At 66.1% G+C, this 18,540-nt stretch carries 14 protein-coding genes; 5 read left to right on the top strand and 9 right to left on the bottom strand.

Annotation, left to right across the window (positions count from 1 at the left end; genetic code table 11):
* From VGM71_RS17160 to glk, 3 genes are all read right to left on the bottom strand, one after another.
* A complete protein-coding gene (locus VGM71_RS17160; protein WP_331547417.1) occupies positions 1-2,277 on the bottom strand; it encodes a family 20 glycosylhydrolase in 2,277 nt (758 codons plus the stop codon).
* A gap of 181 nt (positions 2,278-2,458) precedes the next feature.
* Positions 2,459-5,194 carry a TonB-dependent receptor gene (locus VGM71_RS17155; protein WP_331547415.1) on the bottom strand — a complete coding sequence of 912 codons (2,736 nt, stop codon included), beginning with the start codon at positions 5,192-5,194 and terminating at the stop codon, positions 2,459-2,461.
* 84 nt (positions 5,195-5,278) lie between these two features.
* The gene (gene glk, locus VGM71_RS17150) at positions 5,279-6,304 is read right to left on the bottom strand and encodes a glucokinase (RefSeq protein ID WP_331547414.1); all 1,026 of its coding nucleotides are present in this window, start codon (positions 6,302-6,304) and stop codon (positions 5,279-5,281) included.
* Between the two features lie 347 nt (positions 6,305-6,651).
* Here glk and VGM71_RS17145 point away from each other — a divergent pair, with 347 nt between their 5' ends.
* Together VGM71_RS17145 and VGM71_RS17140 are read left to right on the top strand one after the other, a co-directional pair.
* Positions 6,652-7,941, top strand: a complete 1,290-nt coding sequence (locus tag VGM71_RS17145; protein ID WP_331547412.1) for a sugar MFS transporter — start codon at positions 6,652-6,654, stop codon at positions 7,939-7,941.
* A gap of 66 nt (positions 7,942-8,007) precedes the next feature.
* Entirely contained in the window at positions 8,008-9,039 is a 1,032-nt protein-coding gene (locus tag VGM71_RS17140; protein WP_331547410.1) for a LacI family DNA-binding transcriptional regulator, read from the top strand.
* 89 nt (positions 9,040-9,128) lie between these two features.
* On the opposite strand, the gene VGM71_RS17135 is transcribed toward VGM71_RS17140, so the two are convergent.
* From VGM71_RS17135 to zwf, 5 genes are all read right to left on the bottom strand, one after another.
* Positions 9,129-9,980, bottom strand: a complete 852-nt coding sequence (locus VGM71_RS17135; protein WP_331547408.1) for an EamA/RhaT family transporter — start codon at positions 9,978-9,980, stop codon at positions 9,129-9,131.
* Positions 9,981-10,136: 156 nt separating this feature from the next.
* Positions 10,137-10,787: a bifunctional 4-hydroxy-2-oxoglutarate aldolase/2-dehydro-3-deoxy-phosphogluconate aldolase gene (gene eda, locus VGM71_RS17130; protein WP_331547406.1), complete on the bottom strand. Its 651-nt coding sequence runs from the start codon at positions 10,785-10,787 to the stop codon at positions 10,137-10,139.
* A 15-nt stretch (positions 10,788-10,802) separates the two neighbouring features.
* Positions 10,803-12,614 carry a phosphogluconate dehydratase gene (gene edd, locus VGM71_RS17125; RefSeq protein WP_331547583.1) on the bottom strand — a complete coding sequence of 604 codons (1,812 nt, stop codon included), beginning with the start codon at positions 12,612-12,614 and terminating at the stop codon, positions 10,803-10,805.
* Positions 12,615-12,616: 2 nt separating this feature from the next.
* Positions 12,617-13,318: a 6-phosphogluconolactonase gene (gene pgl, locus VGM71_RS17120; protein WP_331547404.1), complete on the bottom strand. Its 702-nt coding sequence runs from the start codon at positions 13,316-13,318 to the stop codon at positions 12,617-12,619.
* Complete coding sequence (gene zwf, locus VGM71_RS17115) at positions 13,315-14,787, bottom strand: glucose-6-phosphate dehydrogenase (protein ID WP_331547402.1); 1,473 nt, start codon at positions 14,785-14,787, stop codon at positions 13,315-13,317. The genes pgl and zwf overlap by 4 nt, the downstream gene beginning before the upstream one ends.
* A 239-nt stretch (positions 14,788-15,026) precedes the next feature.
* On the opposite strand from zwf, the gene VGM71_RS17110 reads away from it, so the two are divergent.
* The 3 genes from VGM71_RS17110 to nagA are packed head-to-tail and all read left to right on the top strand — an operon-like array spanning position 15,027 to position 17,989.
* Positions 15,027-15,779: a GntR family transcriptional regulator gene (locus tag VGM71_RS17110; protein WP_331547400.1), complete on the top strand. Its 753-nt coding sequence runs from the start codon at positions 15,027-15,029 to the stop codon at positions 15,777-15,779.
* A gap of 17 nt (positions 15,780-15,796) precedes the next feature.
* Positions 15,797-16,831 (top strand): SIS domain-containing protein, encoded by a 1,035-nt coding sequence (locus tag VGM71_RS17105; protein WP_331547398.1) that lies wholly within the window; start codon positions 15,797-15,799, stop codon positions 16,829-16,831.
* 12 nt (positions 16,832-16,843) lie between these two features.
* Positions 16,844-17,989, top strand: coding sequence for an N-acetylglucosamine-6-phosphate deacetylase (gene nagA / locus VGM71_RS17100; protein ID WP_331547396.1), 1,146 nt, complete (start codon positions 16,844-16,846; stop codon positions 17,987-17,989).
* Between the two features lie 22 nt (positions 17,990-18,011).
* Here nagA and VGM71_RS17095 read toward each other — a convergent pair whose 3' ends face one another.
* On the bottom strand, positions 18,012-18,452 hold the full coding sequence (locus tag VGM71_RS17095; RefSeq protein WP_331547394.1) for a hypothetical protein: 441 nt from the start codon (positions 18,450-18,452) through the stop codon (positions 18,012-18,014).
* Positions 18,453-18,540 lie beyond the last annotated feature (88 nt).

Here is an 18,540-nt window from a genome sequence, read left to right as displayed (position 1 = left end):
TCAGCGCAACTGCACGTCGCCTAGCACCCACATCTTCGGCCCCGGCTTACCGGTGATCACGAAGCAAAGATCATGCGTGCCCTCACGCTTCGGCAGGATCCCGTCGAGCGTCGCACGGCCGTCCTTCGCCTTCGCCAGCGGGATCGTCGCCAGCTTCGGGCCGTCGCAGGTATCCTGGTGCACTTCCAGTTCGCCAGCCGCGGAACGCGCCTTGCGCGAGACCACGCCCTTCGCGTCCTTCCACAGTGCGTAGTTGTACGGCAGGCGGTCGACGGTGACGGCAACGCCATAGCGGCCGTCGAGCTTCACGCCCTTCCACATCCAGCAGGTGTCCATGATGTCCACCTTGTAGACGGGACGCTCGCCGTTCACCGCGTCCGGGGATTCCAGCCGGAGCACGAGCTTGTCGCTGCACGTGTCCAGTTCGTCGCTGCTACGCCGCAGCAGGGATTTTGCGTCGATCTCGCGATCGCGCGGCCCGGCGAGACCAAAGCCGCCGTCGAACGCGTTCGCGCGCACGGTCGTCGGCAGCGCCACGTCGAACGGCCCGCTGTAAGCGGCGGACTGTGGCGTTGGCGCGGAACCGTCGGTCGTATAGCGCAGGGTGCCGTGACCGGTCTGGTTCGACAGCGTGACCTTCGCCTTGTCGCCGGCGGCCGGCTCTGCTGCTATGGCGACGGCAAACGCGGCGTCGGACGGCACGATGCCCGCCGCGCGGTAGCGCGACATCTGCACCGGCAGGCGTGTCATGAAATCGTTCCAGTCGGTCTTCGGCGACCAGGTACGCTCCGCCAGCGCGGCCATGCGCGGGAAGATCGCGTGCTGCGTCCGGTACCAGTTCGGCAGGTACTCGGCGAACACGGTGACTTCGGCACCCAGCACGTGCTTCGCCTTGTCCGGAGCGATGGCAGCCGGTACCGGATCGAAATCGTAGATGGTCTTCAGTGTCTGTGCCGACGGCCTGCCCGGCGGCTCGTCCGGCAGCGTGGATTGCAACCGGTCGAGGTAGAGCGTCGGCGACGGCGCCAGCACGACATCGTGACCGGCGTTGGCGGCCTTGATGGCGCCCTCGGTGCCGCGCCACGACATGACAGTGGCACTGGCCGGCACCTCGCCGTCCAGGATCTCGTCCCAGCCGATCAGGCGACGGCCGTGCTGCTCAAGGTAGTCGCCGATGCGCGCGATGAACCAGCCCTGCATCTTCTCCTCGTCGTCGATGCCCAGCGACTTCATCTTCGCCTGTACCGTCTTCGAGCGCTCCCACTCGTCCTTCGCCGCCTCGTCGCCGCCCACATGAATATACGTGGAAGGGAAGATGGCCATGACTTCGTCGAGCACGTCCTGCAGGAAGGCAAAGGTGCCATCGTCGACGTTGTAGAGCGCCGTGTTCACACCCCAGTCGGAGGACACCAAAAGCTTCTTGCCGCCGGCACCGAGCTTCGGATACGAGGCCACCGCGGCCTGCGCGTGGCCGGGCATCTCGATCTCGGGCACCACGGTGATGTGTCGCTCCGCCGCGTACGCCACGACCTGCTTCGCTTCTTCCTGTGTATAGAAGCCGCAATAGGGCTTGTCGGCGTCGCCGGTGAGCGCGACATCCGGGCCGACCGCCTTGCGGCAGGCCCCCGTCTCCGTGAGCTTTGGATATTTGTCGATCTGCAGGCGCCAGCCCTGGTCGTCGGTCAGATGCCAGTGGAAGGTGTTGAGCTTGTGCATCGCCATCTGGTCGAGCAGGTGCTCGATCTCGCTCACCGACTGGAAGTGCCGGCTGGAATCGAGCATCAGGCCGCGCCATTCGAAGCGCGGCGCATCGACGATATGCACGCCCGGTACGCCGTTGCGCGCATTGGGATCGGTCAGCAGCTGCCAGTACGTGACCGCACCGTAGAACAGGCCGGTTTCATCGTTCGCCGCGATGTGCACGCCATCGCCGCCGATGTCCAGCGTATAAGCTTCGCGGCCCTTGATATCGGCCTTTGTCGCGAGCGCTATGGACCCCGCGCCCGGTTTGCCTTCCATTATTTCGGGCGCGAAGCCGCGCGCCTGGCGGATCCATGCCTGCAGCTGGGCGGCGACACGCCTGGCCTGCGTGTCGCCCGGCGCTACCGAGATCTTCGTGAGGGCATCGATACGGAACTGCCCTGGCGTGCGCTGCACCTGCGCGGGCATGGGAATCAGCGACAGTGGCGTCGGGTCGATGGGCGCGGCATCGTGCCTCGGTTGGCTGGCGCAGGCTGCAAGGCCCGCGGCCATGGCGAGGAGGAGGAGTCGGCGCATCGATGGATTCCTGTTCTGTCCGCGGCCGGTCGATTGTGCCGCGTCCCGGCAGGAGTCGCTATAGCGGCTCCTGCAAAAAAAAAACGGGCCCAGTCGAGGAATTGACGGGCCCGAGGGGAATAGAGCTTCGAGGGGTGCGTTCTTTTTCGGCCGTCCCTGGCCGCGCATCCATGACGCTTTATCAGAGGTCGAAGTGCACCGAAGCCATGTAGCGGCGGCCGGTGGTGTAGCGGGCGACGGGCAGGGCTTTCACCTCGCTGTATTGCTTGTATTCCTCGTTGAGGAGGTTCATGCCTGACAGCGTGAACGATACCTGCTGGTTGAGTTTCCAGCCCAGCGTGGCGCCAAGATCGGCGTAGTCTTCGGTAGTCGATGCCGGGGCACCCGCCACGTATCCACCGGCGAGGTACTTGCTGCGCCAGTTGTAGTTGATGCGGGCACTGAACGGGCCGTTCTCGTAATACGGGCTGACCGAATACGAGTTCTTCGAGTTGTACGGCAGCGCACCGCCGGCATCGAGCGTGCCCTTGGCATAGGTGTAATTGGCCGTTACGCCAAAGCCCGTTTCACCGAAAGCCTGCTGGTAGCTGATGCTGCCGCCCTTGACCTTGCCCGAGCCGACGTTGGTCGGACGGGTAATGTCGTACGTACAGAATCCATCCGCCGTGCAAAGGCCTGCCGCCAGCTGGCTGGCGAACGTTTCCGGGTCGGTGGAGACGGCGGAGTTGAAGTGTGTCTCGCGGAACACGTCCTGGAAGACGTAGTCGTCGATCTGCTTGTAGAAGCCCGTCAACGCGACGTACGACTGCGGCGCGAAGTACCATTCGCCCGAGAGCGAGTAGTTCTTCGACTTGAACGGTTTCAGGTCCGGGTTGCCGCCCGCGCCGGTCAGCACGGTATCGTTGAGGAACAGGTTGTTCACCTGCATGTTGTACGGCGCGCGGGCCATCACCTTCGCCGCGGCGAAACGCAGGATCACATCTTCGGCCAGGTCGTAGGCAACGTTGAGCGACGGCAGCCAGTTCTTCGTCGTCTGCGAGGACTTTACGTATGACCCCGCGGGGGCGGGAAGCACCGGGGCGCCGAGGTAGTTATAGCCGTAACCGTCCGTCTTGGTGTCGACATAGCGAACGCCCACGTTACCGTGGAAATCGCCGCCGGCGAAGTTCAGTTGGGCATACGCGGCATTGGTCTTTTCGATGAGCTTGTATGAACCATTGAGGAACGTACCCGGATCCTCGATACCGCCGTTATTGTTGCGCACCCATGCGTACTGGGCGTTGCGGTCGGGAATGACATGCTGCGCAGAGCCATCGAGCGAACCGAGGCCGTTGAGGATATCGGTGATGCCCTGCGTGCCGAGATTCGCCAGCGAAATCGGTTCGTTCGGACCGTAGACGTGGGCGTTCATGCTTTCTTCGTGACGATTCCAGCGATAACCCACCTGCAGCTGGTTGAAGAAATTGCCGAAGTCCTTGCTGAAATCCAGCTGGCCGTACGTATCGCGCGAGTGTGCGTCGTAATCACCGAAATTGCCGGGCCAGCCGCCGAGTCCCGGGGTGTCGCTCATGTGCCAGTTCGCCGGGTCCCGCGCCGCGGCGGGATTGTCGAACTGGAAGCCATGATGCAGGTCCCAGGTGTACCCGCCGGCATACTGCGGCTCGATCACTGCCTGCGAGATGTCGTTGTTGTTGGCCTTGCTGTAACCGGCCGCGCCGCCAAGGCTCCAGCCGTCGCCGCGGAACGTGGACTTGAGGTCGAACGCGGCCGTGCGCACCGTGGACTTGCGGATGTTGCTGTCGAACAGTGTCGGACCGATCGCCGGGCAACCGGGATTGTCGTTGCCGCAGACGTGGCCGCCGGTGATGACGCCGTTCGCACCCTGGTTGACGCTGGTGACGTTACCGAGCGACCCCGACGAGCCAGTGAATGGATACACCGACTGGTTCCAGTTGTCGAAATTCTCGCGAACGAAGAGCGAGTTCAGATCGATGTCCCAGTTGTCGGTGGGATGGATCTGGAAACCCAGGGTCGCGGTGTCGCGCTTCCGTTTCTGCTGGAACCACGCGGAGTTGACCTCGTCGGGCATCTTCGCGTTCGGGTCCAGCGATCCGTCGGCGATGCCGGCCGCGACGGCAGGGCTGCCGATCCACTTCGAGAGCGGGCTGTAGCTGAAGACTTCGTAGCCCTGGCGGTCGATCTTCTCCTCATAGTGCTGCAAGGAGGCGATCAGGCCGAACGTATTCGAGGTGTTCTTCCAGCTGTACAGCACCGAGCCGGACGGACGGGTGCCCGCGCTGGCCTGGTCGTTGTAGTTCAGCCCGAACGAGCCGCGGACCGTGTTCGCCGGCAGGTCGAGCGGCTTGAGCGTGTGCAGCAGCACCGTGCCACCCAGGCTGCCTTCCGGCAGGCGTGCTTCGGGCGACTTGTAGACTTCCAGACGGCCGATGATTTCGGGCGCGAGCATGGTGAAGTCGAAGCCGCGGTTCGGCTGCGCACCATACTGCCACGGCGTCTGCGAGATCGGCTGGCCGTTGAGGAAGGTAAGGTTGAGGCTGGGATCCGTGCCGTCGATCGACACGCGGTCGCCTTGGCCGAACTGGCGGTCGATGACGACACCGGGGATCTGGGTCATCGCCTCGGCGACGTTGGTGTTCGGGAACTTGCCGATGTCCTCGGCGGTGACCGCCTCGACCACGGCGTCGGCATTGCGCTTGGTGTCGAGTGACTTCTCGAGACTGGCGCGGATGCCGGTGACGGTGATGCCCTCGAGCTGGGCCGCCTTGGCGGCGTCGGCTTTTTCCTGGGCGGTCTGCGGCCTCGCCGGTGCGGTCGTGTCCTGTGCGGCCACGGTTCCGGTGAAACAGCAGAGCCCGGCGATGATGCTCGCCGTCAGCAGGTTCTTGCGATGCGACATGGTGTCCTCCCCTCAGAGGATGTAATCGACGATGGGCCTCGCGGCCCGCTTTTTTGAACTAAGCCTGCGTTCCTTTCCCGCTCTTCAATGAGCGGTCGAACCGTGCAGGTAGAGACCGGCGGCACCGATCACACCCAACTGTCCGTGGTCCATCAGACGTACCGGCACTTGCTGGAGAAAGGCGCGCATGACGCCCTTGTTGAAGAACCTGGTGGCGAAGCTGCTGGCGAGCAGGCGCTCGCGCACCTGCGGGAGGATGCCCCCCGCCAGGTACACGCCACCGCGGGCGCCATAGAGCAAGGCAAGATCGCCGACGAAGCTGCCGAGCAGCCCGCAGAACACGTCCAGCGCTTCCGACGCGGCAGCATCGCTGCCATCGAGGGCGGCGCCGGTGACGGCGGCGGGTTCGGCCAGCGTCGCGGCCGTGCCGCGCAGCCTGGAAATGGCTTCATAGAGATTGACGAGACCAGGGCCGGAGAGCGCGGTCTCGTAGGGAACGTAAGCGCGGTCGCGGGCCAGTTCGCCCAGGATGGCGACCTCGCGCGGGTTGCCCGGCGCCAGCGAGATCTGTCCCGCCTCGGTCGGCAGCACGGTCGCGTGCGGATGGCCGGGTAACAGCACCGCGGATCCCAGGCCCGTGCCAGGCCCCATCACCAGGATCGGGCCTTCGGCCGGTGCGGCGTCCGTCTCGATGATCGCCGCCGTTTCATGGCGCTGCAGGAATTGGCAGGCGTACGCCACGGCTTCGAAGTCGTTGACCACGGCGAGACCGGAAAGACCCAGCGCCTGGCGGATATCGCCGATCGACACGGGCCACGGAAGGTTTTCGTTGACGATGGCGTCGCCCAGCACGTAGCCGGCGCTGGCCACGGCGCAGTGTTCGATGGCCACCTGGCCGTCCAGCCGGCCGACGAAGTCCTGGAGCACGGCCGTCAGGCTGGGCCAGTCGGCGCAGGCATAGCGCTCGTAACGAAGCACGTCGATGGCGGACGATTCGTCCGCGCTGCGAACCAGACCGATGCGGGCATGCGTACCGCCGACGTCCGCGGAAAGGAATGCCCCCGGTCGCGACGCACGCAGCACTTCCCGCTGTTTGGCCGATTCGCTCACGTCCCGCCCCTTTAAACTTTCGTGACAACCCCGTTATGGCGGCGAGTCTTGGCTCGGATGACAACGTTGTCAACAGGACAAATAGCTAGGACAGACGCCATTCCATAACGCGCTGCAACAGGAAACGTTTGCGTCAGCACGTGCGGACATGCCGCGTAACCGCCTGTTGCGTCAGGAATTGGCGCCATGCGTCGTTCCCCGGCGGCTTGACGCGGCGCGGCATCGAAAGTGTCCCGCCATGCCACATGTCATTCGTCGCCATCGATATACGATTGACAACGTTAGGCAGGGAAGCCGATAAAGGACCGGATCGGGGCGCGTCCGGCCCCTGCGAGAGGGGAGTATCCATGTCGTCCACCACGGCCGCGGTCAACGAGACGCGCCATTCCAGCCTGGTCCCGATGATCATCATCGGCGTCCTGTTCTTCATCTTCGGCTTCGTCACGTGGCTCAACGGGCCGCTGATCACCTTCGTCAAGCTGGCCTTCAACCTTGACGACGTGAACGCCTTCCTGGTGCCGATGGCCTTCTATCTTTCGTACTTCTTCCTCGCCCTGCCCTCTTCCTTCATCCTGAAGAAGACGGGCATGAAGAAGGGCATGGGCCTCGGCCTTTTCGTCATGGCGATCGGTGCGGCGATGTTCGGCCAGTTCGTCACCATGCGCGTTTATCCGGGCGCGCTCACCGGCCTGTTCGTGATCGGTGCCGGCCTTTCGCTGCTGCAGACGGCGTCCAATCCATACATCTCCATCCTCGGCCCGATCGAGAGCGGCGCGCAGCGCATCGCCTTCATGGGTATCTGCAACAAGGTGGCGGGTGCGCTGGCGCCCTTCGTGTTCGGCGCGCTGGTGATGAGCGACATCGGCAACCTCGACAAGCAGATCGCGGCGGCCGCGTCGGCGGCGGACAAGGACACGCTGCTCGCCGCCTTCGCCTCCAAGGTGCACATGCCGTACCTGGTGATGGCCGGCCTGCTGGTGGTGCTGGCGATCTGGGTGGTGCGCTCTTCGCTGCCGGAGATCAAGCCGTCCAGCGACAACTCCGAACGCGCCATCGGCCACGACAAGGGCAGCCTCTTCAGCTTTCCGCACCTGTGGCTGGGCGTGCTCTGCCTGTTCGTGTACGTGGGCGTGGAGGTGATGGCCGGTGATGCCATCGGCACCTACGGCCAGGGCTTCGGCATGTCGCCCGCCGAAACCAGTCACTTCACTTCCTACACGCTGATCGCGATGCTGGTCGGCTACGTCGCCGGCCTGCTGCTGATTCCAAAGTTCGTCTCGCAGCAGCGCTACCTGGCCTTCTCGGCGGTCCTCGGTGTCGCGTTCTCGATCGGCACCTACCTCACAAGCGGTTACGTGTCGGTGGCCTTCGTGGCCGCGCTGGGCTTCGCCAACGCCATGATGTGGCCGGCGATCTTCCCGCTCGCCATCAAGGGGCTCGGCCGCCTCACCGAGTTCGGGTCGGCTTTCCTTATCATGGGCATCGCCGGCGGCGCGGTCATTCCGGTGCTGTTCGCGCACCTGAAGCAGCATTTCGACTTTCAGGGCGTGTTCGTCTGCCTCGTGGTCCCCTGCTACCTGTACATCCTGTACTACGGCGCGGCGGGACACCGGGTGGGTCAGCACGTCCGCGATTGAGCACCTGTCTTCGCGCCACGACGGCCATCCGATAGGATGGCCGCCTTGCCATCGAGGGGTCGTAGATTGCGTAGCCCTACCATCAAGGACGTGGCCCAACGAGCCGGCGTCTCGCTGAAGACCGTTTCCCGTGTCATCAACCACGAGCCGTCGGTGCATGCGCGTACCCGGGAAAAGGTCCAGCGAGCCATCGAGGCGCTTGACTACCAGCCCGACCAGGCCGCGCGCAGCCTGCGCAGTTCGCGGACCTATGCTCTCGGCCTCGTCTACGACAATCCGAACGCGCATTACGTCATCGCCATGCAGAACGGCGTGCTCTCCGTGTGCCGCGAACGGGGCTTCGGCCTGCAGATCCATCCCTGCCAATCGTCGGCGCCGAAGCTCGCTGACCAGCTGGCCGACCTGGTCAGGCGCAACCGGCTGGCCGGCCTCGTGCTCTGCCCGCCCATGTCCGAACAGCCGCGCCTGCTGGCCTCGCTGACCGAGCAGAAGGTGCCTTTCGTACGGATCATTTCCGCCCGACAGGATCCAAAGGACGGCTGGCCCTGCGTGTTCGTGGACGACCGCGACGCGGCCTATGCGATCACCGAGCACCTGATCCAGCTGGGCCACCAACGCATCGGCTTCCTCTGGGGTGGCAAGGGGCATCGCTCCAGTCCAGAGCGCTACCAGGGTTACGAGGATGCCCTGCGCGAGTACGGCATCGCCATAGACAAGCGCCTGGTCGTGGAAGGTGACTACTCCTTCGACGACGGCTTCCGCGGCGCGCGCAAGCTGCTGGCCCTGAAGGAACCGCCCACGGCGATCTTCGGCTCGAACGACGAGATCGCTGCCGGTGTGCTGGCCGCGGCGCGTTCCGGCGGCGTGGACGTGCCGTGGGAGCTTTCCATCGCCGGGTTCGAGGACAGCCCGTTCTCAAAGCAGTCCTGGCCCGCATTGACCACTGCCCGGCAGAACACCGAGGAAATCGGTCGCCATGCGGCGCAACGGCTGATCGCGGAACTCGGGCGCGAGGGCGACGACCACGTCATCGAGAACGAAGGTTTCAGCCCCGATCTCGTCGTGCGCGGCTCGACCGCGCCCCGCCGCCCGTCGTAGGAGCGCGACCTGCGCGCGACAGCTTTTGAGGCCGTGAGTCGCAGGGCCTGCTGCTCTTCGCGAAAAGCTGTCGCGCGCAGGGCGCGCTCCTACGCGGACGCCATCACGCCGATGGCCCCTATCGCCAGCGCGATACCCAGCCAGTTGACCGCCGCGAGGCGCTCCCTGAAACCGAAGGCGCCGACAAGGGTGCCGAGCACCACCACGCCCACGTTCGTCGACGCGAACACCAGCGACGGGTCCTTCGGCAAGGCCTGGTGGCCGCGCACGTAGAACAGGATGTTGGCGAAATTGGCCATGCCCAGCAGCACGCCGAAGCCGAGGCTGCGCAGGGTGATCGGCGCCGCCCGCATCGCAACGCGCATGAGCACGGCGATCCAGCACAGCACCATCGCGATCAGGAACGAGGCGAGCAGGGCGCTCGCGAACGGCGCACCGGCCTGGGCCACCAGCTTGAAGCAGATGTCGATCGCGCCGAAGCCCGCGAATACGGCGAGCGGAGCGAGCCAGCCGCCGCGTTCGACCGGACCGCGGTCCTTGCGCCAGAGCACGCAGAGCACCGCGGCGAAGGCGAGGGCGATACCGAGCGACTTGGTGCCCGTCAGCGTGTCGCCGAGGAAGGCGAACGCCGCGACGAGCGAAAGGAACAGGGAAAGGCGCTGCGCGACGTCGGTGCGCACGATGCCGGCGCTGCGCACCGAGCGCGCGAGCACAAGGAAGATCGTCGGCAGCAGGACGCCGAGAAGAACGAGCGGCGTGTAGGTAGCCTTCGCCTCGATGGCCGCCTGCGGCGTCGCGCCAAGCAGAAGCACCGCGAGCAGGGCCGCCACGACGTAGTTGGTGGCGACGGCCTGCACGATATCGATGCCGTGCTTGCGGGCGACCTTGAGCAGGACCGAGACGGCCACGCTGAAGACGACCGCGAGGAGGATATAGATCATGGAAAGACTTGCCGGAACGGAACGCCAAGGATCGCACGGCCGCAGCCGTTGTAGGAGCGCGCCCTGCGCGCGACGGCTTTTTGCGAGCACGCAACGGGCCTGCGGCTTCTCGCGAAAAGCTGTCGCGCGCAGGGCGCGCTCCTACCGCAGCGGGAGCTATCGGCTGCGGGCTAGACCGGCCGCTTCGCGGGCCAGGGCTTCGATGCCTGCCCAGTCGGAGGCGGCCAGCTTGTCCGACGGGGTCAGCCAGGAGCCGCCGACGCAGGCGACATTCGGTAGCGCCAGGAATTCGGGCGCATTGGCGAGGCTGATGCCGCCGGTGGGACAGAAGCGGATCTGCGGCAAGGGGCTGGCCCAGGCGCCGAGCAGTTTCGAACCGCCAGCGGGCACCGCCGGGAAGAACTTCTGAAACCGGTAGCCGCGCTCCAGCAGTTCCATGGCTTCGCTGGACGTCGCCGCACCCGGCAGCAAGGGAAGCTCCGAATCGTCGGCGGCATCGAGGAGGCGCGGCGCGCTGCCCGGGGACACGGCGAATTTCGCACCGGCCTTGTACGCGTTCTCGAGGTCGCGCGCGGTGAGCACCGTACCCACGCCCACGAAGGCCCCTTCGACTTCCGCCGCGATCGCGCGTACCGCGTCCAGCGCGGCCGCCGTGCGCAGGGTCACTTCGATGGCCGGCACGCCGCCAGCAACCAGCGCACGCGCCATACCCACGGCCTTCGAGGCGTCCTCGATGATCACCACCGGAACGACCGGCGCGAGGCGCAAGGTGGATTCGACACGCTGTTGCTTGGCTTCGTTGCTCATCTACGCTCCGGGATATCAGAAAACGCCCGCGCCCAGGTCGGCCGTGACGGCGGACTGGCGGAACATGGCGAAGAGTTCGCGACCCATGCCGCTGTGATGCACGGTGAGGTCGGCGGCGTCGGGTGTACGGGCCGCCCACTCATGGGCATCGATCAGCACCTCGATGGTGCCGGCGACGGCATCGACGCGAACCAGGTCGCCGGTGCGCACGCGCGCGATCGGTCCACCCGATTCCGCTTCCGGCGTGACGTGAATGGCCGCGGGGACCCGCCCCGAGGCACCGGACATCCGGCCGTCGGTGACGAGTGCCACGCGGTGGCCGCGATCCTGCAGCAGGCTCAGCGTCGGCGTGAGCTTGTGCAGTTCGGGCATGCCGCGCGCACGCGGTCCCTGGAAGCGCACGACGGCGATGAAGTCGCGATTGAGTTCGCCACGGTCGAAGGCGGCCTTCACGTCGTCCTGTTCGTCGAAGACGATCGCCGGCGCCTCGACCACCATGCGGTCGTCCGGCACCGACGAGACCTTGATGACGCCGCGGCCGAGGTTTCCCTTGAGCATGCGCAGCCCGCCGTCCTGGCGGAACGGCTCGTCGATCGAACGCAGCACACCACGATTGCCGCTTTCCTTCGACACCGGCTTCCATACCAGCGCGGCGCCGTCGAGCGACGGCTGGGTGCGGTAATGGCGCAGGCCGGGGCCCATGATCGTGTTCACGTCGTCATGCAAAAGCCCGCCGTCGAGCAGCTGGTCGATCAGGAAACCCATCCCACCGGCTTCGTGGAAGTGGTTCACATCCGCATAGCCATTCGGATACACACGGGCCAGCAGCGGCACCACGGCCGAGAGCGCGTCGAAATCGTCCCAGCGCAGTTCCACGCCGGCCGCGCGCGCGATGGCCACGAGGTGCAGCAGATGGTTCGTGGAACCGCCGGTGGCATGCAGGCCCACCACGCCGTTGACGATGGCGCGCTCGTCGACGATGCGACCCAGCGGCAGGTAATCGTCCCCGAGCGTGTCGATGGCGAGCACGCGCTTCACGGTGGCGCGGGTGAGCGCATCGCGCAACGGCGTATCCGGCGCCTCGAAACTCGCGCCCGGGATGTGCAGGCCCATGATCTCCATGAGCATCTGGTTCGAGTTCGCCGTGCCATAGAAGGTGCAGGTACCCGAACCGTGATATGAGCGCGCCTCGGCCTCGAGCAATTCGGCGCGCGAGGCTTTGCCGGCGGCGAAGGCCTGGCGCACCTTGGACTTCTCTTCGTTTGGAATGCCCGACGGCATCGGGCCCGAGGGCACGAACGCGCTGGCCAGGTGACCGAAGCTCAGGGCGCCGATCAGCATGCCGGGCACGATCTTGTCGCAGATGCCGAGATACAGCGCGCCCTCGTACATGTCGTGCGACAACGACACCGCGGTGGCCATGGCGATGAGGTCGCGCGAGAACAGCGACAACTCCATGCCGGGGCGTCCCTGGGTCACGCCGTCGCACATCGCCGGCACGCCACCGGCCACCTGGGCGGTGGCGCCGAGCAGGCGCGCGGCCTGGCGGATCAGTTCCGGATAGCGCTCGTACGGCTGGTGGGCCGAGAGCATGTCGTTATACGAAGTGACGATCGCGAGGTTGGCCGCGTGGCCGTTGCGCAGGGCGTCCTTGTCGCTTTCCGCGCAGGCGGCGAAGCCGTGGGCCAGGTTGCCGCAGGACAGGTGGTGGCGCTTCGCGCCCTTGCCGCGCCCCGCGTCGATCCTGGCGAGGTAGGCGGCACGCGATGCGCGGCTTCGCTCGACGATGCGCTCCGTGACCTCGGCGAGCATGGGATGGATGGCCATGCTCACGGAGCCCAGTAGACGTCCACCGGCACGCGGTCCTGCGTCAGCACGGCAGCGACAGGGTAATCCCCGCCGGCCAGCGCCTTGCCGAGCACGTCCTTCTTGTCGTCGCCTTCGATATGCAGATAGAGCGCACGCGTGTCCAGCACGCGCGGCAGGCTGAGCGTGATGCGCGGCTCGCCCGCGCCCTCGGCACGCATCGAGACGACGGTGCGCTTGCCGTCGAGATCGAGTGCCGCGGCGAGGTTGTCGCCGCCGGGGAAGAACGACGCCGTATGGCCGTCCGGACCCATGCCCAGCAGTACGACGTCGAACGGCCGGCCCAACGCGTCGATACGCGCGCCGACATCGTCGAGCGCGTTATCCACGTTGTCCTTGTGGGCACGGTCGAACAGCGGCACGAAGGCGGCGGTGTGCGACTCGTGGTGGAACAGGTGTTCCGCCACCATGCGCGCGTTCGAGCGATCGCTGCCGCTGTCCACCCAGCGCTCGTCCACCAGGGTCACGGTCACCTTCGACCAGTCGATCTCCTGCTCGGCGAGCACGGCGAACATGGTTTTCGGCGTCCCGCCGCCGGAAACGGCGATGGTGGCCTTGCCGCGCGCCTTGATCGCGGCATCCAGTTTCGAGGCGACGTCCCGCGCCAGCATGTCGGCGAGCGTGAGGCGGTCGGTGAATTCGTGGCGGTTGATCTTGGTGTTCATGCGGCATCCTCGGCCCAGGTTCGGCCATCGCGTTCGATGAGCGCCACGGCGGCGCTCGGACCCCAGGTGCCCGCGGTATACGGCTTCGGCAAGTCGCCGCTGGCCTCCCACGCGTCGAGGATGGGGCCGGCCCAGTTCCACGCGGCCTCGACTTCGTCGCGGCGCATGAACAGGGTCGGGTTACCACGCACGACATCGAGGATGAGCCGCTCGTAGGCGTCGGGCTGCTGCACGCCGAACGCCGCGGCGAAGCTCATGTCGAGCGGCACGTGGCGGAGGCGCAGGCCACCCGGACCCGGATGCTTGATGGTCAGCCACAGCTTCACGCCTTCGTCCGGCTGCAGGCGCAGCGTGAGGCGATTGGGCAGCAGCGGGCCACTCATGGGATCGAAGATCGAATGCGGCAACGCGCGGAACGTCACCACGATCTCGGAAACACGATTGGGAAGGCGCTTGCCGGTGCGCATGTAGAACGGCACCCCGGCCCAGCGCCAGTTACCGATCTCCGCCTTGAGGGCGACGAAGGTTTCGGTGGTCGACTGGTCGCTGCCGAGCTCGTCGAGGTAACCCGGGACGCCCTGGCCTTCGGCAGCACCGGCACGGTATTGGCCGCGCACGGTGAGCTGGGCCGCGTTGGACCCATCAATGGGACGCAGCGAACGCAGCACCTTGAGCTTCTCGTCGCGCACGGCATCGGGCGCCAGCGACGACGGCGGTTCCATGGCGAGCATGCACAGGAGTTGCAGGATGTGGTTCTGCACCATGTCGCGCAGCGCGCCGGCGCGGTCGTAATAGCCGGCGCGGTGGCCGACGCCAACGGTTTCGGCCACGGTGATCTGCACATGGTCGATGTGTTGTGCATTCCACAACGGCTCGAACAGGGCATTGCCGAAGCGCAGCGCCAGCAGGTTCTGCACCGTTTCCTTGCCGAGGTAATGGTCGATGCGATACGTCTGCGATTCGCCAAACACCCGCGCCACCGCGTCATTGATCGCATTGGCGCTCTGGAGGTCGCGGCCAATCGGCTTTTCCAGTACCACGCGCGAGCGCTCGCCGTTGAGGCCGAGGGCGCCCAGGCGCTGGCAGATGTCGGTGAAGATGTCCGGCGAGGTCGACAGGTAGAAGACGCGGATATGGGTCGGTTCCGCCGCCATGAGCGCCGAGAACTCGTCCCAGCCGTCGGCCTTGCGCGCGTCGAGCGAGCGGTAGCCGATCATCCGGATGAAGGCATCCAGCTGGGCGGGAACGATATGCGACACGGCTTTCTCGACGGCTGCGCGCACTTGCTGGCGATACGCATCGTCGTCCAGGCCTTCGCGGGCAACGCCGATGATCCGGCAGGTGGCCTGGATCTGGCCGTCGGCGAAGCGGTGGTACATGGCAGGCAGCAGCTTGCGGACGGCGAGATCGCCGGTGCCGCCGAAGATGACCAGATCGAAGGGTTCGATCGGCAGGAGGGGAGCGCTCACGACAGAGGCCTCTTGAGGGATCGTAGGTGGATGCCTCCGGATCGTACCAGTGACATACCACGACGTACCAGCCCCGTACCAATCGGCGCGACGTTTCGCCTCCTCTTCACTCGGTGGAAACGAAATGAAAACGTTTCCATGAACATTTAAATCGTGCAAACCGCGAGCCGAGCAGACCGCTGGTATGCCGTGGCTTGCACGGTCTTGCCTCAGTGGTTGTGGATTGGTATCTTCGTGGCATGGAAAGCGCCCTCGTCGCCGAATATCAGCGTCTGCAACACGACCCGGCTACCCGGCAGCCGCTGGCGTACATGCGCCTGCGCCGCGCCATCCGCAACGTGATCGAGAAAGGCGAGGTCCAGGTGGGCCACGCCCTGCCCAGCGAACGGGACCTGGCCAGGGCCCTCACCCTGTCGCGGGTTACCGTTCGCAAGGCCTTGGGCGGTTTGGTCGAGGACGGCCTCCTCACCCAGCGCCACGGCGCCGGCACCTTCGTGTCGGAGCGCATCGTGAAGCCGCTCTCGCGGATGACCAGCTTCACCGAAGACCTGCGCGCCCGCGGCCTCAATCCGCGCTCGGAGTTCTTCGAGCGCGGCATCGGTGAGGTCACGCCGGAAGAGGCCATGGCGATGAACCTGTCGCCGGGTTCCCAGGTGGTCCGCCTGCATCGCCTGCGCTATGCCGGCGACGAGCCGCTGGCCATCGAGCGCAGCGCGGTGCCGCTCGATCTCCTGCCCGATCCGAACCTCGTGGTGGATTCTCTCTACGAGGCGCTCGACAAGCTGGGCAACCGCCCCCTGCGCGCACTGCAACGCCTGCGCGCCGTGGTGCTTGGGCCGGCACAGACGCGACTGCTTCGCCTGGGTGCCGGCAGCGCCGGACTCAACATCGAGCGCCGCAGCTTCCTCGAGGACGGTCGCATCGTCGAATTCACCTGCTCCTGGTACCGCGGCGATATCTACGATTTCGTCGCCGAACTGCAGAGCGACTGACAAGCCAGGCCCACGCCATGACGAAACTTCCGCAAGACACCCTGATGTTCCGCGAAGCGCACGAAACCGCCGGTGTCGTGGAGCGGCAGCTTGCCGCGAACGAACCGGTGGTGAATGCGCTGGCCGAGCGCCTGCGCGCGAACCCTCCGCGCATGGTGATCACCTGCGCGCGCGGCAGTTCGGACCACGCGGCCATGTATGCGAAATACGTGTTCGAAACCCAGCTGGGCATCGTCACCGCGTCGGCGTCGCCGTCGGTCACATCGATCTACCACGCGAAGCAGTGCCTCGAAGGCGCGCTCTATATCGCGGTATCGCAATCCGGAAAGAGTCCCGACCTGGTCCGCAACGCGGAAGCCGCGAAGCAGGCAGGCGCTTACGTGGTGGCCCTGGTGAACGTGGTGGACTCGCCACTGGCCGCTTGCGCCGATGTCGTGGTGCCGCTGCATGCGGGCCCCGAGAAGAGCGTGGCGGCTACGAAGAGCTACCTGGGGGCGCTCGCCGCCATCCTGCACATCGCGGCGCGCTGGAGCGGTAAAGCGGAGATCGGCGACGCGCTTGCCGCATTGCCCGCGCAGCTGCGCGACAGCTGGGACGCCGACTGGTCCGCGCTCACCGACGGCCTTGTCGATGCACACAATCTTTTTGTCGTCGGCCGCGGCTTCGGTTTCGCCGGCGCGCTCGAAGCGGCGCTGAAGTTCAAGGAAACGTCGGGCCTGCACGCCGAGGCGTTCAGTTCGGCCGAGGTGAAGCACGGCCCGATGGCCCTCGTGGGGCCGGAATTTCCCGTGCTCTTCTTCGCGCAGAACGACGACACGCTACCCGGCGTGCTCGACGTCGCCGAGGAATTCCGCAAGCGCGGCGCCAGGGTGTGGATCGCCGCGCCGGGCGGGAAGGGCGAGGGCATGCTGCCCCTGGTTGCCACCGCCCCGATCAGCGCGCCTCTCGTCACCGTGCAGAGCTTCTATCGCGCCGCCGCGGCGCTGGCATTGAAGCGCGGCTTCGATCCGGACGTGCCGCCCCACCTCAACAAAGTCACCGAGACCGTCTAAGGACTTCCACCCATGACCATCGCCCTCGTCAACGGCCGCGTACTCACCGACAACGGATTCCAGGGCGGTTTCGCCGTGCTCGTGGACGGTGGCACGATCACCGGACTGGCCCTGCCATCCGATCCGCGCGTACGCGCGGCGGAACGCCACGACCTCGGCGGCCGCACGTTGCTGCCCGGCTTCATCGACTGCCAGGTCAACGGCGGTGGCGGCGTGCTGTTCAACGACGCGCCCACGGTCGACACGATCCGCCGCATCGGCGAAGCCCATGCGAAGTTCGGTACCACCGGCTTCCTGCCCACGCTGATCAGCGACGATCCGGGCGTGATGGCGAAGGCCATCGACGCCGTGAACACCGCGGTGGAGCAAGGCGTCCCAGGCGTGCTAGGCATCCATCTGGAAGGTCCGTTCATCGCGCCCGAGCGCAAGGGCGTGCACGATCCGGCGAAGTTCCGCGTCGCGGGCGCTGACGATATCGCGATGGTGGCGCGCCGGCGTGGCGGCGTCACCCTGCTCACGCTCGCGCCGGAACGTACGCCGCCCGAGGTGCTGGCGCAACTCGTCGCCAACGGCGTCATCGTCGCCGCGGGTCACACCGCGGCCGATTACGACACCACACGCCACGCGCTGGCGTCCGGCGTGCGCGGCTTCACCCACCTGTTCAATGCGATGACACCGTTCACCAGCCGCGAGCCCGGCGTCGTCGGTGCCGCGTTGGAAGATGCGGGCAGCTGGTGCGGCCTGATCGTCGACGGCCACCACGTGCATCCCGCATCGCTTCGCGTCGCGATTGCCGCGAAGGCGCGCGAGAAGATGATGCTGGTGACTGACGCGATGCCGCCGGTGGGCTCGGACAACCCGAGTTTCGTGCTCAAGGGCGAAACGATCACGGTGCACGACGGAGCATGCAAGACGGCCGACGGTACCATCGCGGGTTCCGCGCTGGACATGGCCACCGCTGTGCGCAACTCCGTGCACATGGTAGGCGTCGCCTATGACGAGGCAGCGCGCATGGCCTCGACCTATCCCGCCACCTTCCTCGGCCTCGCCGCCACCCACGGCCACATCGCCGCCGGCTACCGCGCGGACTTCGTGGTGATGGACGAAACGCAGCACGTGGTCGAAACGTGGATCGGTGGCACGAAGGTGTTCGGATAGGACCCAGGCCGCCGTGGGACGCTCAAAGTGAACGACCCATGCTCATCTGTGCCGATTGCGCAAGCTCCTGCGCGATTTCCTGAGCGATCTGCATCCGCTGCTGATCGACCTGCTGGATCTGCGCGACCGATTGTTCCGGTAGGGGCGGTGCGACGGTCAGTTCGATGACAGCCGGCGTCGCCAGCCAATCCTTGCCGCGAATGTTGACGGTCATGCTCGGCTCGTCTACGTGAATCGTGTCCAGGTTGCTGGCCGAAATGCGGTGCGCATGGCAGGCCGCCGTGAACTGCAGGAGACGATCTGGCGAGGCTTCGGGAATACGTTCCTGCAGGGCGCAGTACAGTGCATGCTTTTCGGCGCCCAGCTGACGCGGGTCGTAGTCATCCGGAGCCGATGGCTGCACCGCATACGGTTCCCGGACCGTCTCATGCCGGGTCGTCGGGTGGTCCTGGAAGACGTGCATGGCGGCGGACCATTCATCGGCGCTGCGCTCCATCGACCGGCTTCTCGACGCCACGACCGGCACCTCGCTACGCCGTTCCGGCCAACCA

This window comes from Luteibacter sp. (genome assembly GCF_036499525.1).
GTDB lineage: Bacteria > Pseudomonadota > Gammaproteobacteria > Xanthomonadales > Rhodanobacteraceae > Luteibacter.
The sequence above is the reverse complement of the archived record's forward strand: the minus strand, read 5'-3'. Positions and strand labels throughout refer to the sequence as shown.